The organism is Clostridium moniliforme, assembly GCF_017873235.1.
GTDB classification, from domain to species: Bacteria; Bacillota; Clostridia; order Clostridiales; family Clostridiaceae; genus Clostridium; species Clostridium moniliforme.
This window is the reverse complement of sequence record NZ_JAGGJZ010000001.1, coordinates 44,824-60,687: the sequence shown is the minus strand read 5'-3', so window position 1 is coordinate 60,687 and position 15,864 is coordinate 44,824. Positions and strand designations below refer to the sequence as shown.

At 24.7% G+C, this 15,864-nt stretch carries 17 protein-coding genes; 15 read left to right on the top strand and 2 right to left on the bottom strand.

The window, feature by feature from the left end:
- The first annotated feature begins 10 nt into the window (after window positions 1-10).
- From J2Z53_RS00315 to J2Z53_RS00265, 11 genes are all read left to right on the top strand, one after another.
- Window positions 11-571, top strand: coding sequence for a bifunctional adenosylcobinamide kinase/adenosylcobinamide-phosphate guanylyltransferase (locus J2Z53_RS00315; protein WP_209795225.1), 561 nt, complete (start codon window positions 11-13; stop codon window positions 569-571).
- Window positions 558-1,310 (top strand): adenosylcobinamide-GDP ribazoletransferase, encoded by a 753-nt coding sequence (locus J2Z53_RS00310; RefSeq protein WP_209795224.1) that lies wholly within the window; start codon window positions 558-560, stop codon window positions 1,308-1,310. The genes J2Z53_RS00315 and J2Z53_RS00310 overlap by 14 nt, the downstream gene beginning before the upstream one ends.
- A gap of 12 nt (window positions 1,311-1,322) precedes the next feature.
- On the top strand, window positions 1,323-1,703 hold the full coding sequence (locus J2Z53_RS00305; protein WP_209795223.1) for a bifunctional adenosylcobinamide kinase/adenosylcobinamide-phosphate guanylyltransferase: 381 nt from the start codon (window positions 1,323-1,325) through the stop codon (window positions 1,701-1,703).
- Window positions 1,696-2,292, top strand: a complete 597-nt coding sequence (locus J2Z53_RS00300; RefSeq protein ID WP_209795222.1) for a histidine phosphatase family protein — start codon at window positions 1,696-1,698, stop codon at window positions 2,290-2,292. The genes J2Z53_RS00305 and J2Z53_RS00300 overlap by 8 nt, the downstream gene beginning before the upstream one ends.
- Before the next feature lie 33 nt (window positions 2,293-2,325).
- The gene (locus J2Z53_RS00295; RefSeq protein WP_209795221.1) at window positions 2,326-3,249 is read left to right on the top strand and encodes an ABC transporter substrate-binding protein; all 924 of its coding nucleotides are present in this window, start codon (window positions 2,326-2,328) and stop codon (window positions 3,247-3,249) included.
- Window positions 3,230-4,258: a FecCD family ABC transporter permease gene (locus J2Z53_RS00290; protein WP_209795220.1), complete on the top strand. Its 1,029-nt coding sequence runs from the start codon at window positions 3,230-3,232 to the stop codon at window positions 4,256-4,258. Before J2Z53_RS00295 ends, J2Z53_RS00290 begins: the two co-directional genes overlap by 20 nt.
- A gap of 8 nt (window positions 4,259-4,266) precedes the next feature.
- On the top strand, window positions 4,267-5,022 hold the full coding sequence (locus tag J2Z53_RS00285; RefSeq protein WP_209795219.1) for an ABC transporter ATP-binding protein: 756 nt from the start codon (window positions 4,267-4,269) through the stop codon (window positions 5,020-5,022).
- Between the two features lie 12 nt (window positions 5,023-5,034).
- Window positions 5,035-5,688, top strand: a complete 654-nt coding sequence (locus J2Z53_RS00280) for a Dph6-related ATP pyrophosphatase (protein WP_209795218.1) — start codon at window positions 5,035-5,037, stop codon at window positions 5,686-5,688.
- Between the two features lie 11 nt (window positions 5,689-5,699).
- Window positions 5,700-7,238 (top strand): cobyric acid synthase, encoded by a 1,539-nt coding sequence (locus tag J2Z53_RS00275; protein WP_209795217.1) that lies wholly within the window; start codon window positions 5,700-5,702, stop codon window positions 7,236-7,238.
- A gap of 1 nt (window position 7,239) precedes the next feature.
- On the top strand, window positions 7,240-7,557 hold the full coding sequence (locus J2Z53_RS00270; protein WP_209795216.1) for a hypothetical protein: 318 nt from the start codon (window positions 7,240-7,242) through the stop codon (window positions 7,555-7,557).
- Between the two features lie 313 nt (window positions 7,558-7,870).
- Window positions 7,871-9,034 (top strand): iron-containing alcohol dehydrogenase, encoded by a 1,164-nt coding sequence (locus tag J2Z53_RS00265; RefSeq protein WP_209795215.1) that lies wholly within the window; start codon window positions 7,871-7,873, stop codon window positions 9,032-9,034.
- 92 nt (window positions 9,035-9,126) lie between these two features.
- On the opposite strand, the gene J2Z53_RS00260 is transcribed toward J2Z53_RS00265, so the two are convergent.
- Window positions 9,127-10,149 carry a branched-chain amino acid aminotransferase gene (locus J2Z53_RS00260; protein ID WP_209795214.1) on the bottom strand — a complete coding sequence of 341 codons (1,023 nt, stop codon included), beginning with the start codon at window positions 10,147-10,149 and terminating at the stop codon, window positions 9,127-9,129.
- Window positions 10,150-10,391: 242 nt separating this feature from the next.
- Between J2Z53_RS00260 and J2Z53_RS00255 the strand changes: the two genes are divergently transcribed.
- The 4 genes from J2Z53_RS00255 (at window position 10,392) to J2Z53_RS00240 (ending at window position 14,338) form a co-directional block, all read left to right on the top strand.
- Window positions 10,392-12,296 (top strand): FUSC family protein, encoded by a 1,905-nt coding sequence (locus tag J2Z53_RS00255; protein WP_209795213.1) that lies wholly within the window; start codon window positions 10,392-10,394, stop codon window positions 12,294-12,296.
- 101 nt (window positions 12,297-12,397) lie between these two features.
- The gene (locus J2Z53_RS00250) at window positions 12,398-13,027 is read left to right on the top strand and encodes an alpha/beta hydrolase (protein WP_209795212.1); all 630 of its coding nucleotides are present in this window, start codon (window positions 12,398-12,400) and stop codon (window positions 13,025-13,027) included.
- A gap of 198 nt (window positions 13,028-13,225) precedes the next feature.
- Window positions 13,226-13,837 (top strand): DNA-3-methyladenine glycosylase, encoded by a 612-nt coding sequence (locus tag J2Z53_RS00245; protein WP_209795211.1) that lies wholly within the window; start codon window positions 13,226-13,228, stop codon window positions 13,835-13,837.
- Between the two features lie 21 nt (window positions 13,838-13,858).
- Entirely contained in the window at window positions 13,859-14,338 is a 480-nt protein-coding gene (locus J2Z53_RS00240) for a cupin domain-containing protein (protein WP_209795210.1), read from the top strand.
- 61 nt (window positions 14,339-14,399) lie between these two features.
- On the opposite strand, the gene J2Z53_RS00235 is transcribed toward J2Z53_RS00240, so the two are convergent.
- Entirely contained in the window at window positions 14,400-15,812 is a 1,413-nt protein-coding gene (locus tag J2Z53_RS00235) for a DUF4317 domain-containing protein (RefSeq protein WP_209795209.1), read from the bottom strand.
- Window positions 15,813-15,864: the final 52 nt, after the last annotated feature.

Here is a 15,864-nt window from a genome sequence, read left to right as displayed (position 1 = left end):
GAGAATATAAATGAAGATAGCAATAATAGGTGGAACTAGAAGTGGAAAATCATTTCTTGGTGAGAAATTATGCAAAAAAATAAATACTTCAGATAACATAATATATATTGCAACAATGAAACCAAATTGCAGTGAAGATTTAAGTAGGATAGAAGGTCATTTAAATAGAAGAAAAGGTGAAAACTTTAAAACTATAGAGGCTTTTAAGGATGTAAATAATATAAAAGGTAAAATTAAAGAAAATGATACACTACTATTAGATAGTGTTACAACTTTATTAAATAATGAAATGTTTACAAAAGATGGAATAAAAGAAAAGCTACATGAAAAAATAGCTAAAGATATAAAAGAATTAAGTGATTTTTGCAAAAATATTGTAATTGTAAGTGATTATATTTTTAGTGATTCAATTATATATGAATCTTTTACTGAAAATTATAAAAGAGAGCTTGCCTATTTAAATAGAAATATTATAGAATTTTGTGATATTGTTATTGAATGTATTTACAACAATTATGAAATACATAAAGGAGAAGTAGAAGGGAGAAAATTAATAAATGAAATATATTAGAAGTTTTCTTATGGCAGTATCAATGTTTTCAGTAATACCTGCTCCAAGATATAAATGGGATGATAAAAATACAAGGCATATATTAAAGTTTTATCCAGCAGTTGGATTAATAATAGGAGTACTTTGGTTTTCACTTTACAATATACTTAAATATTTTAATATAAATATTGTACTAATAAGTGCTATACTTTTAATATTTCCTATATTTATTACTGGAATGCTTCATTTAGATGGGTATATGGATATATGTGATGCAATTTTATCAAGAAGAGATAGAGAAGAAAAACTTAGAATACTTAAAGACTCTTGTACTGGAGCTTTTTCTGTAATAAGTGTAATAATATTATTAATAATTGAATTTGCATCTATTTATACAATATTAAGTGATAATAAAAATGTTTTATTTTTATTATTTATTCCTATAATATCAAGAAGCTTTATGGCACTTATGATATTAATAAAAAAAGAAATAAAAGAAAGTACTTTAGTAAAAATTTTTAAAACTAAAACAAATTCCTTTGATAGAGGCCTGCAAGTTATAATATTAATAGCTCTATTAATTATTATATTTTTTACTATAGGAATATTATATGACGGAATTTTAATTATAATGTGCTTAGCTATGTTATATAAAACAGATAGAAATATTAAGGAACTTGGGGGAATAAATGGTGACGTAGCAGGTTATGGTTTAATTATTGGTGAAGCTACAGGACTATTATTATTAGCATTAATATAGGAGAGAAAAAGTATGATATTAGTTTTTGGAGGAGCTTATAATGGTAAGTTATCCTATGTAAAAAATAAATATAAAATAAATAATGAAGACATATTTTACTGTAATTGTGATAAACTTAATTTTAATAAAAAAGTTATATCAGGATTTCACATATTTGTTAGGGAAAGAATTTTAAATAATAAAGATGTTTTAAAGTACATAGAAGATAATATAGAAAATTTAAAAGATAAGATAATAATTACTGATGATATAGGTTCTGGAATAGTTCCTCTTGAAAAGAAAGATAGAGTATGGAGAGATGAACATGGAAGAGCTATTCAGTATTTAACCTTAAATAGTGAAAAGGTTATAAGAGTATTTTTAGGAATAGAGAAGGTTTTAAAGGATGTATAAATTAAAATTATATTTAATAAGACATGGAAAAACTGAAGCTAATGAAAAAAGATTATATTGTGGAGTGACAGATATATCTCTTACAAAAGAAGGGAAAGAAGAATTAATAAAACTAAAAAAGCCCTATAGGGACATAGATGGATATTATACAACAGGATTAAAAAGAACTAATGAAACAATGAGTATATTATTTGATACTTGTAATTATTTAATTGAAGAAGGTTTTAGAGAATATAATTTTGGGGATTTTGAAATGAAATGTTATGAAGAATTAAAAAATTCAAAGGGTTATATAAATTGGATAGAGGATACAGAAGGAAATTATATTATTAAAAATGGAGAAAGTAAAAAACAATATAGAGAAAGAACAAAATTAACATTTAAATCTTTTATAAATAAACTTATAAAAGAAAATAAAAAAAATGTTATATTAGTATGTCATGGAGGAACTATAGGAACTATTTTAGAAGAGTTTTATAGTAATGAAAAAGATTTATTTAAATGGCAGCCATCTTGTGGAAGAGGTTACGTACTTAACATATTAGTAGATAATGAAAATATTAGAATTAGTAGTATATCTAATATTTAAAAATAAATAAGTTTTACATAGGAGGTTACATATATGAGAAATTTAAAAAAATTAAAAATATCTGCTTTAATACTTTCTTTTATACTAGTTTTAGGTATTTTTGCAGGTTGTACAAACAAAACTAAAACTATGAAAGATAGGGCAGGAAATGATTTTAATGTACCTAAGAAAATGGATAGAATAATATCTACTGCACCATCTAATACAGAAATTTTAGTAGCATTAGGTCTTGGAGATAAAATAATTGCAACAGATAAATATTCAAAGGATATAGAGGGTGTAAATAAAGATGCTGCTACATTAGACTTTTTACATCCAGATGCTGAAAAGATAGTATCCCTTAAACCAGATATAATAATTGCATCAACTCATAATAAAGCAGGTGGTAGCGATCCATTTAAGGCTATTAAAGATGCAAAAATACCAGTTGTATATATTAAAAGCAGCGAAAACATAGAAGGAATATATGGAGATATTGAATTTTTAGCTAAACTAACTAACACAGAAGATAAAGGAAAAGAATTAGTTTCTAATATGAAAAAGGAAATAGATAGTATAAAAAAGGTTGGAGATAAAATAAAAAATAAAAAGACTGTTTATTTTGAAATAGGCTCAAGTCCTTCACTTTATAGTTTTGGAGAAGGAACTTTCCTAAATGAAATGATAAATATAATTGGAGCAAAAAATATATTTAGTAGCGATAAAGGATGGATTTCACCTAGTGCAGAATCAGTTATAGAAAAAAATCCAGATGTTATTTTAACAAATGTAAATTATATAAAAGACCCTGTTAAAAAAATTGAAGAAAGAAAAGGATGGAATACTATAAAGGCTGTTAAAAATAAAGCTGTATATCAAATAGATACAAACTCATCATCACGTCCATCACAGCATATTATAAAAGCTTTAAAAGAAATGGCAAAGGATATATATCCAAATGAATACAAAAATTTTTAGTAAGAGAAAAAAAGCTTTATTAACTATTCCTATAGCTTTTTTAATAATATGTATTGGAACTTCTATTGGAAGTTCCAATATTAATTTATTTGACATTTTTTCAATAATAGGGAATAAAGTTTTAAATATTCCTTTAGATTATAAAATAACAGGGCAAGAAGTTGCAATTATATGGGAACTTAGATTTCCAAGAGTTTTATTAGCATTTTTAATAGGGGGAGCTTTATCAGTAAGTGGTGCAGCCATTCAATCTATTTTAAAAAATCCACTGGCATCTCCTTATACTTTAGGTGTTTCATCAGGGGCAGGCCTTGGAGCAGCTTTAGTAATAATTTTTGGATTTAATATTTCATTTTTAGGTGATTTTACTTTACCAATAGTTGGCTTTATATTTGGTTTACTTACGGTTATAATAGTAATATCATTTTCAAAAAGAGTAGATATATTTTTATCTAATAACACTATAATATTAGCTGGAATGGTGTTTTCTTTATTTTTAAATGCAATACTTACAACAGCTGGAGCATTAAATGGAGATAGTCTAAAGGCAATTTCACTTTGGCAGATGGGATCCTTTTCTATGAAGGGGTGGAGTTATGTTTACGCATTTATTCCTTTTTTACTTATAGGAATGTTTGGAATTTCACTTTATACAAAAGAAATGGATATATTAACCTTTGGTGAAGATAATGCAAAGTCAGTTGGAGTAGATACTAACAAAGTAAAAACAAGGCTTTTTGTTTTCACTGCAGTTTTAGCAGGAAGTGCAATATCTTTAAGTGGTATAATTGGATTTATAGATTTAATAGCACCACATATTGTAAGAAAGATTTTTGGAGCTAAACATAATTTAGTAATACCTATGTCTTTTATATTAGGAGGAAGCTTAATGGTAATTACAGATTTAATATCTAGAACTATAATATCACCATCAGAACTTCCAATAGGAGCAATTACAGCATTAATAGGGGCACCATTTTTTGCTTATATATATTTTAAAAAGAAGTAGGTGTAAAAGTGATAGAAGTTAAAAATGTATATACAGGATATAATAAAATTAATATTATTAAAGATGTAAGTTTTAAGGTGAATAAAAATGAATTATTTTGTATAATAGGACCTAATGGATGTGGAAAAAGTACTCTATTAAAAGCAATAGCAAATATTAATGATTATAAAGGGAGCATAAAAATATTTAATAAAGAGATAAAGGATTTTAATAGAAAAGATTTAGCTAAGAATATAGCATTAATGTCTCAAATAACAGAAATATACTTTTCGTATACTGTATATGATACTATTTCTTTAGGAAGGTATTCTCATATAAATGGAGCCTTTTCTACTTTAAGTTTAGATGATAAAATAATTGTTGAAAATGTAATTAAGGATTTATCTTTAACTAATATTAAAGATAAATATATTAGTGAACTTTCAGGAGGACAACTTCAAAGGGTATTTTTGGCAAGAACAATAGTACAAGATCCGAAAGTTATATTATTAGATGAACCAACTAATCATTTAGATTTTAAACATCAAATAGAATTTTTGGATAATATAAAAAAGTGGTGTAAAGCAGGAGACAGGGCAGTAATAGGTGTTTTACATGATTTAAATTTAGTAAATTTATATGCAGATAGAGTTGTCCTTATAAATGATGGGAAAATAGTAGATATAGATTATAGTGAAAATATTTTAAAGTCTAAAAAACTTGAAGAGGTTTATGGAATAAATATAAGAGAATTTATGTTAAAAGTTTTAGAAAAGTGGAATTAAGGAGAATAAAAAATGGAAAAGTTTATTTTATCATATAGTTGTGGAAAAGATAGTACATTATCATTATATAGATTAATAGAAAAAGGATATATTCCTGTAGGCCTTATTGTAACGGTGAATAAGAATGAAGATAAATCTTGGTTCCATGGAATACCAAGTGATATATTAGACAAAGTATCAGAAGCATTGTCTATTTCTCTTATAAAGGTTAATTGCATAGGAGAAGAGTATGAAAAAGCATTTGAAGAAGCGCTAAACAAAGGTAAAGCTATGGGAGCTAGGTTTTGTGCCTTTGGAGATATAGATATAGATAGACATAGAACTTGGTGTACAGATAGATGTAACAATGTAAATATGGAAGCAAAATTTCCTCTTTGGCAGGAAGATAGAGAAAAACTAACTAAAGAATTTATAGATAATGGATTTAAAAGCATAATAAAATGTTGTAATGATACTGAACTAGATGAAAGCTATTTAGGGAAGGTTTTAACTCATTCTCTTGTAGAAAAAATAAAAAAAACAGGTGCAGATCCTTGTGGTGAAAATGGAGAATATCATACCTTTGTTTATGATGGACCTATTTTTAAAAATGAAATAGGCTTTAAAATAGGTGAGAAATTTAAAAATAATAATTATAATCATATTTTAATTACAGATAATTTATAGAGGTGAATACAATGAAAAAGAATATAATGGTTTTAGGAACTGCATCTTCTGTAGGAAAGAGTACTGTTTTAACAGCTTTATGTAGAGTTTTAAAGAAAAAAGGATATGATGTAGCACCTTTTAAAGGAATTAATGTATCTTTAAATTCAACTAAAAATAAAATGGGTGAAGAAATTGCTAAAGCTCAATTTATTCAATCAGAAGCTTGTGAAATAACTCCAAAAGGAATAATGAATCCTATTTTAATTAAGCCATCTTCAGATAATAAAGCTAAAATATTTGTTAATGGAAAATCCTATTGTAATAAAGAAAATTGCAATGATGATGAAGTAAACAAAGATTTAAAGGAGTTTTTAAAGGAAGGTTTTGAAAAATTATCAAAAGAATACGATAATATAATTGTTGAAGGAAGAGGAAGTGCCTTTGATGTAAATTTAAAATGCAATGAGATGTCAAACTTTTATATAGCAAACTTGACAAATTCAGATGTAATATTAGTAGGAAATGATGAAAAAGGTGGGGCAATTCCATCAATTTATGGAACTGTAATGTTACTTAAAGAAGAAGAGAGAAAATTAATAAAAGGAATAATAATAAATAAAGTTAAAGGTGATATAAATGAATTTAAGAATAATATATCTATTCTTGAAGAGAAACTAAACATACCAGTTTTAGGGGTATTACCTTATAAAGAATTAACAATAGAAAATGAGGAAACAGTTACCAAAAGGCTTAGAAGCAATAAGAGAAGTGGTCTTAATGTTGCTATAATAAAATTTCAGCATATATCAAATATTACAGATTTTTATCCTTTAGAACTTGAAAAGAATGTTAATATAAGATATGTAAAAACTCCAAATGAGTTAGAAGGAGCTAATTTAATAATATTACCTGGAAGCAAAAGTATAACTTATGATTTAGAATATATTAAATCAAATGGCTTATATGATAAGATAGTAGAATTACAAAAAAACGGAGCTACAGTAATGGGTATATGCGGTGGATTTCAAATGTTAGGCAAAAATATAATTGACTCTTCATCTAATGAAGAAGATAATAAAATTATAAAGGGTTTTAATATGTTACCCCTTAATACTACATTATCTTCTGATAAAAAAACAGCTATTTCAAATGGAATTGTCTGTTCTATGAAAAATGAATTAAAAAGTCTTTCTAACATAAGAGTTTATGGATATGAAGTTCATAATGGGTTTGGAGAAATGCTAGATAATGGAGAAGTATTTATTATTGATAAAAATAATAATGTAATAGGTCTTTGCAATGAAAAGGGAGATGTATTTGGAACTTATATTCATGGAATATTAGAAGGTGAAGAATTTAGAAAAAATTTGATAAATGATCTAAAGAAAAAATATAATGTAGTTATTGAAAACAGTAAGGAAGAAAAAGAACATTATAAAAAATATAAATTAGAACAATATGATAATTTAGGTGAATTTTTTGAAGAACATATAAATATGGATAAAATTTTAGAAATACTAAAGAATGAAAAAGAGGAGGAAACTAAGGAGAAATCTTTAGAAGAGTAATATGAATTATGTATTAAATGTACTAGCTATAGCTGGAATGTTTTATATTCTAGATCTTTTTTGGAGACATAGCAAATTATATAAATCTATAGTTTCAAATAAAATTCTAAATAAAAGACATACTAAAGTAATATTAACATTAGTATCAATAGTATTAATTGTAATTTGTATATTTTTAGAAAAAATATTTAGTGGATATTTATTAGGAGAAGATAAAGTAAAACTTTTAATTAAAGGTTCTAGCTTACTAGTATTATATTTTGTAACTTCACTTATATTTAATGATAATTACACAGAAAAAACAGATAGCACAAATTAATGTGTTATCTGTTTTTTCTATTGGAGCATATTTTTAAATAGTTAATTAATATTAAAAAAAATATATCTTAAATAAAATACTCGTAAATGATGATTAAAAATAAAATAAAAAATTAAAAACACAAAAAAATTAAAGATATAATTATTATACAAAGATATAATATTATACTAGGAAACTTCCATAATATAAATTATGGAAGTAAAAAAACAAAAAATGAACATAATATTCACAAATATAATCTTTATAAATTATATAAATAATAATATTCAAGTGATATAATATACAAAAAACATTAAAAAAGGAGACTTTACATATGAATTTAGATTATTATATTGGAACAAAAATACTTTTTGGAGAAGGAAAACTTAACGAAATAGGTAATATAGATTTACCAGGTAAAAAAGCTTTAATTGTAATTACATCTGGTACATCAATGAAAAAGTTTGGATATTTAGATAGACTAAAAAGTCTTTTAGAAAAAAATAATTGTGAATATGTTGTTTTTGATAAAATACTTCAAAATCCTATTATTGAACATGTAGAAGAAGGTGCTAATTTAGCTAGAGAGAAAAATTGTGATTTTATAATTGGAATGGGTGGCGGAAGCTCAATTGATTCTGCAAAAGCAATTAGTTTAATGGCAACAAATGATGGAGAGTTCTGGGAATATGTAAAGGGACGTAAAATAGAAAATGATCCATTAAAGGTTATTGCTATTACTACAACAGCAGGTACTGGCACAGAAGCAGATGGTATTGCAGTTATTTCAAATAGCAAAACTAATGAAAAGATTGGAATAAAAAACGAAAAATTATTCCCACACATAGCTATTGTAGATCCTGAATTAATGCTTACAGTTCCTAAAAGATTAACTGCATTTCAAGGCTTTGATGCATTATTCCATTCAACAGAAGGATATTTAGCTAAATGTGCTTCTGATATATCAGATATGTATGCCATTAAAGTTATTGAACTTATATTTAAATATTTACCAATAGCTTATGAAGATGGAAATAATATAAAAGCTAGAGAAAAGGTAGCTATTGCTAATACTTTATCAGGATTTATGCTTTCAATTTCTTCAAGTATTTCTTCACATGGAATAGAGCATGCTTTAAGCGCTTTTTATCCAAAATTAGAACATGGAGCAGGCCTTTTAATGATTTCAGATGCATTTTATAGATTTTATAATACAATTGCGCCAAAGAGAATGAAAGATATGGCAAGAGCAGCAGGTGTAGATGTATCTTCTATGAGTGATGTTGAAGGTGGAGAAGCGTTTATAAAAGCTTTAAATGATTTAAGAGAAAAATGTAATGTTAATGATTTAAAGATGTCAGACTATGGAATTAAAAAAGAAGAAAGTAGAATGTTTGCAGAAAAAGCAATGTCATCTATGACAAGGGTATTTGCACAAGATAGAAGACCATTAACTGAGGATGAAGTAGTAAAAATAATAGAAAATTCTTATAAATAGAAAATAATATTTATATAAAGTAAAAGCCCCAAATATTAAATGAAAGTATATTTAACATTTGGGGTTTATAATTAATAATTGATATTTATTTTTTATTTAACTTTGTATATCCATCCTTTTGGAGCCTTTACATCACCAAATTGCATTCCAATTAAAGTGTCATAAAGTTTCTTAGTTATAGGACCAACTTCAGTTTCACTATAAAAAACATGAAGATTATCTTTATAAAAGATTCCACCAATAGGAGTTATAACAGCAGCAGTTCCACAAGCGCCTGCTTCTTTAAATATATCTAATTTATCTATAAATACATCTCCTTCAATTACTTCCATATTGAAATAATCTCTTGCAAGTTCAAGAAGAGAATATTTAGTAATACTAGGTAGTATTGATGGTGAAAGTGGAGTTACAAATTTATTATCTTTAGTTATACCAAAGAAATTTGCAGAACCAACTTCTTCAATTTTTGTATGAGTTGCAGGATCTAGGAATATTGCATCAGCAAAACCAAGAGATTTAGCCTTCTTTTGAGCAATAAGACTTCCAGCATAATTTCCTCCAACTTTTTGAGCTCCTGTTCCATTTGGAGCAGCTCTATCATAATCAGACACCATAAAGTTAACAGGTTTCATGCCACCTTTAAAATATGGACCAACAGGAATACAAAATATAGAAAATATAAATTTACTAGCTGGTTTAAGACCTATATTATCTCCAACCCCAATTATAAATGGTCTTAAGTATAATGTAGCACCTGTTCCATATGGAGGAACATAATCTTCATTAGCTTTAATAACTTTCATACATGCATCAATAAATTTTTCTTCTGGAACTTCTGGCATAAGAAGTCTTTTGCAGCTATCATTTAACCTTTTAGCATTTCTATTAGGTCTAAATAATTGAATGTCTCCATTTTTTGTTCTATATGCCTTTAATCCTTCAAAGCATTGTTGACCGTAATGAAGTGCAGGGGCACCTTCTTCAATGGTAAGTTTATTGTCTGTTATTAATTTACCTTCATCCCATTTACCATCTTCCCAAATTGATATGTAACGAAAATCAGTTTTTATATAATCAAAACCTAAATTTTTCCAATCGATATTTACTTTACTCATAATAGTCATTACCTTAAGTAGACTTAAAGTAACTTGCCTCCCTTCAAAATTGCTTACATTAAATATTATATTATAAAGGAAATACCAGATAAAGAAAAAATTTAATTTATTTTATTGTATAATAATAGCATTAAAGATTGTATTTTTGTTAAACTAACATATTTATAATTATTTGTTAACAAATTAATTAATAAAATTTAGTATAATAAACCATTATAATAATTAATAAAAGGAAAATTAAAATGAATATTAAAAATTTACAAGAAAAATTTAAAGGAGCATATCCACAAGCTATAGTATCACTTACAATATTATGTGTGAATTTGATGTTTTTTGGATTAAATAATATTATAATTGCACCATATATGACATTAACTTTTATAAGAATGAAAAATTATCTAACAATAGAAAAAAATATATTTAAGCCTTTATTTATTCATTTATTTATAGGAATTTTAGCTTCAGTTGCAAGTGATCTTTCAGCAGGAACATTTATTATAAATTTAATAGCAGTTTTTGTGTTAGCTTATTTTTTAACAGATGAATATAATCCAAGTAGCTATTTCCCATATTTAATGGCATTTGTATTTCTTCAAATATTCCCTACAAGTATACATGAGATTCCTAGAAGATTATTAGCTATATTTATATCTTACATAATAGTATTTATTGCATTAAGAATTATATCTCCAAGGGGAGTGCATTCTAAAATATTTCAATTAATAAAGGAAGGTATGGATAATATAAGTATTCAATTAGAGCTTATACTTAATAGAAATTTTAAAGATATTAAAAATAAACAATATGAATTATTTGAAATATGTAAAGAACTTAATAGGTTTGTTTATTCAAGTGGAAAGAAAAAATACTATCCATTTATAGTTGTATTTCATCATATGATTAATATAGTATCAGAACTTGTAGATAATAAAAATAACTTAAATGAAAAGAGTATTAAAAATCTTAGAAAATTATTTTTAAATTTTGAAATGTTAATTAAAAACAAAATAAATTATAGTAATATGATTTTAGACTTTTGCTCAAAAAATTCATTTAATAATAAAGAGATAAATTATTATATTCATTACATGTTAAATTATTATTCTTTGGCATTAATTGAAGCTGAAAAATCAAATAAGGAAGGATTAAAAAGATATCTTAATTTTAAAGATTCAAAAGAATATTTTAAAAAATATAGTAAGTATAAGTTCTCTTTAAATGGATTTAAAATAAGATTTTCAATAAGACTTGCCTTACTTATAGCAACATCCTTTTCTATAGAAAAAATGTTTTCTATTCCTAAAGGTTATTGGATACCTATGACAATCTTTATATTAACTTTACCTTTTTATGAAGATAGTAAAATAAAAGTAAAGCAAAGATTTAATGGAACAATTTTAGGTTTAAGTATTTCATTTATAGTTTTTTCAATTTTTACAGGAAAAGTATCTCATATAATAATACTTATAATTACTACATTTTTAATGTATGCTTTTAGTGATTATGGAACAATGACTATTTATTTAACATGTTATTCTCTAGCTATAACTACAATATCAATGGGAGATAATGAAGCTATAATATTAAGATTCTTATATACAGCTATATCAGCAGTTACTGTATTATTTGCTAATAATTTTATATTAAAAAATAGAAATCACATTGAGCTTATAACTATGATAAACAAATTAATTGAATTAGATAAAATACTTTTAAGTAAAATTGAAGATATATTAAATGGAAACTTTAATAAAGATGAGTTAAGGCTTATAATATATTCTTCTTATTTAATAAGCGGTAAGTTAGAAATGCATTATTCTAAAAGAAGTAATGAGAACTTTAAAAAATTATTACTTGAAAATAATGAATTAGTAACTTTATTAGCTCATAATTGTATTATATTTTCTAATGAAACTAAACATAACTTAAATAAAATATATATAAAAGAATGTATAAGTAATATAAATGATATTTTTGATTATATGAAAGAATTTTTTAATAATGAAATAAATGATAAGAATAATTTTTGTGTAAATATAAATAATATACAACACAAGTCATCCTATGAAAATATATTATTATTAAAATGTTTAAATAAAGCAAGTGATGTTAGTGATGATCTTATAAATCTAAAAAAAGATTTATAAATTATAACTTGAAACAATATGTTTAAAGTTTATATATTTATTTATGATATACTTTAAAAAGGGAAATATTATTATATAAATATTAGAAGGAAGATGAGAATATGTGTAATATAGTAAAATCATATTGGGGAATGGATTTAAAGCCTTTAGTTGTTGGAAAGGGAAGTAACACATTAGCAGTTGTGTTACCAGGAATAGGATATACTTTAGATAGGGCAACACTAGAGTATTCATCATCATTAGCTTTAGAACTTGGTTTTGATTTATTAAAAATAGAATATGGATTCCAAGTTGGAAGAGATACTTTCCATCCAGAAAGTGAATTTAATATTATTGTAGAAGAATCTCTTGCATTACTTAAAAATACATTAAATTGTAAATATAAAAATATAGTATTTATAGGAAAGAGTATAGGAACTTGCGTTCAAAATATATTAAACAATAATATCATAGGATATAATATAGTAAATATTTATTTAAGCCCTATAAATAAAACTGTAGATATTGGAATAAAAGAAAATTCATTAGTAATTACAGGAGATTCAGATCCATTATTATCAAAAGAAAATAATGAAAAAATAAAGAATATAAATGGAGTAAAACTTATAAATATAAGTGGTGCAAATCATGCTTTGAATATTGAAGGAGATTCTATAAAGAGCTTAGAAGTTCAATTAAATATAATTAAATGTATAAAAAAATATTTATCACAGATTTCTCTAAACTATTAAAAAAAGCTTAAGGAATATTCCTTAAGCTTTTTTTAATCCAAAATTTATAATTAGATATTAACTTAAAATTAATATAATAAATATGAAAATAATATTATAATTTAAGTAAACTTATAAACTCTAAAAAAATTTATATTAAATAAAATAATATAACATATAATAATATTATGTAATTTTATATAAATAGGAGAATACATTATGATATTAAATAAAGATTATTTTAAAAATAATGCTTTAGATTTAGCAAAGGATTTACTTGGAAAAATTTTAGTTAGAGAAATAGATGGTAAAATAATAAAGGGTAGAATTGTTGAAACTGAAGCTTACATTGGTAATGGAGATAAAGCTTGTCATGCGTATAATGGAAGAAGAACTAAGAGAACTGAAATACTTTATTCAGAAGGTGGAGTAGCTTATATTTATCTAATATATGGAATGTATAACTGTCTAAATGTAGTTTCAGGAATAAGGGAGGAAGCAGAGGCTGTATTAATTAGAGCTATTGAACCTCTTAATGAGTTTGACTATATTTCTAAAAAAAGGTTTAATAAAGGATATGATGAATTAAAAAACTCTCAAAAAGTTGCACTTACAAATGGTCCTGGAAAGTTATGTAAGGCCTTTTCTATAGAAAGAGACTTAAATTGGTGTAAGCTTTACGAAAAGGGTGATTTATACTTAACCTATGATAAATTTAAAGATTTTAATATAATAACAACTAAAAGAATTGGGATAGATTATGCAGAGGAGGCAAAAGATTTCCTTTGGAGATTTTATATAGAAGGGAATAAATATATTTCCAAAAAATAATACATTATAAGGAGTTACAATATGGATTCAAAATATTTTATAGAAAATTTAAATATGGAAAAGCATCCTGAGGGAGGATATTATAAAGAGTCCTCTATTTCAGAAGAAACTTTAAAATTTAATGGAGAAGAAAATAAATTATGGACTAGTATATACTTTTTATTACATACAGGAGAAGTATCTCATTTTCATAGATTAAAATCAGATGAAATGTGGTACTTTCATGCAGGTGAAGCTCTTACTATATATATGATATCACCTGAAGGAGAATTTATAGAAAAACAATTAGGACTTAATATACATAATGGAGAAACACCTCAGGTTTTAGTCCCTAAAGGATTTATATTTGGATCTTCTATGAATAATGAAGGATTTTCATTAGTAGGTTGTATGGTAGCACCAGGATTTAGATTTGAAGATTTTGAATTGTTTAATAGGGAGGATTTATTAAAGAAATATCCTAATTATAAAAATATAATAGAAAAGTTAACTTGTAAGTAGAAAATAAAAAAACAGCAAATCTTATTTTTTATGGTTTGCTGTTTTTTTGTTAAATTATAGTTTAAATTAAATCATCTAATCCGTTAACCTTAGCTTGTTCATCATCATTAATAGGAATAACTATACATTTTTGTCCATCAATTACTTGAGATTTTATTTGAGGTACTTTTTCAGGTTTAACTTGAAGTACAACATCATACTCAGAAGTAATTTCAGAAGATACTGAAATTTCATTAGTATTTTCATCATTAGCTTCTAAAATTTCATTTGAACTTTCAGTAGAAAGTTCTTCATTATTTTCTAAATGTTCTTCTATAGAATCTTTTAAATTCTCTTCTAAAGGTATATTATTTTCATTTATTTTTGTAAGAGTTATTTCTTTATCTGAAGAAGTTTCTTTTGTAACTTCTTCAAGTCTAGTTTTTAATGCCTTTACTTGATTTTTTAAATTTTCTTCCTTTTTTCTTTGCTCATTTGCTTTAAGTATTTTTGAGTCAATTAAATTTTCTACTAAAGGAATATCATCGCCAAAATTTTCTATATAAGATTTTTCAATTTTAGTAGTAAGCTCTTTAGAAACTCCACTTTCTATTAAAATATTTTGTATGTCTTTATCCTTTAAAGTTATTGGATCACAATCTGTATCAGAATACATATCATTATATTCTTCTACAAAATTATTTAAATTTTCTTGTATATCCATAAAAACTTTATCAGCTAATTTTTCATCAGCACCAAAAGAATCTTTAACAATTGATTTAAAGGTTTCTTTTTGGATAGTAGCAGTTTGTTTTGAGTAACATCCTAAAGCCCCTTCCATTAATTCAGGATGAGGATCTTTTGCATTTTTTGTATAATACATAATAGAGTTAACATCTGAACTACGATCAATAAAAGCAGGAAATACAAAACCATTAACTGGAGGTTTAACTACCCAATCTCTAATACGTGCTTTTATTGTATTTTCTTCCTCAAAATATCGAAGACCTGGTTTTGAAAGCTCAACAGGACATATTGCACATAAAATATATTCATATACCTCTTCTGATTCATCTATTTTATTGTTATCACTTGTTTTAGTTAAAATGTCATAGGAATCATTAAAAAGAAGTATTAAAAAATTACCTGTATAATCATAATTATCTATAATTGATTTATAAAAATCATCAAGTAAAGTATCATCTTTAAATTGACTACTTTTAAGTTTCATAAGTGAAACTTGTTTTTCATTTATAAGATCCTCATTAAGTGGAAATTTAAGTTCTAAAATATTATTTGATATAGTTCCAGATAGAACTTTTTTAGCAAGTTCTAAGTATTTAAAATATTCATCTTCATCTAAATTAAGAAATGTTTCTTTAAACTTTAAAATAATTTTTTTTTCACCATTAACATAACAACCACACATTTTACTAAAGGTGCAGTAGTCTTTTTTAAAACGCTTTTTTAATTCAAGTATATCTTTTTTTCTCATATATATATAAACTCCTTAATTTACTATTTTTCATATTAATTATTATCATTAT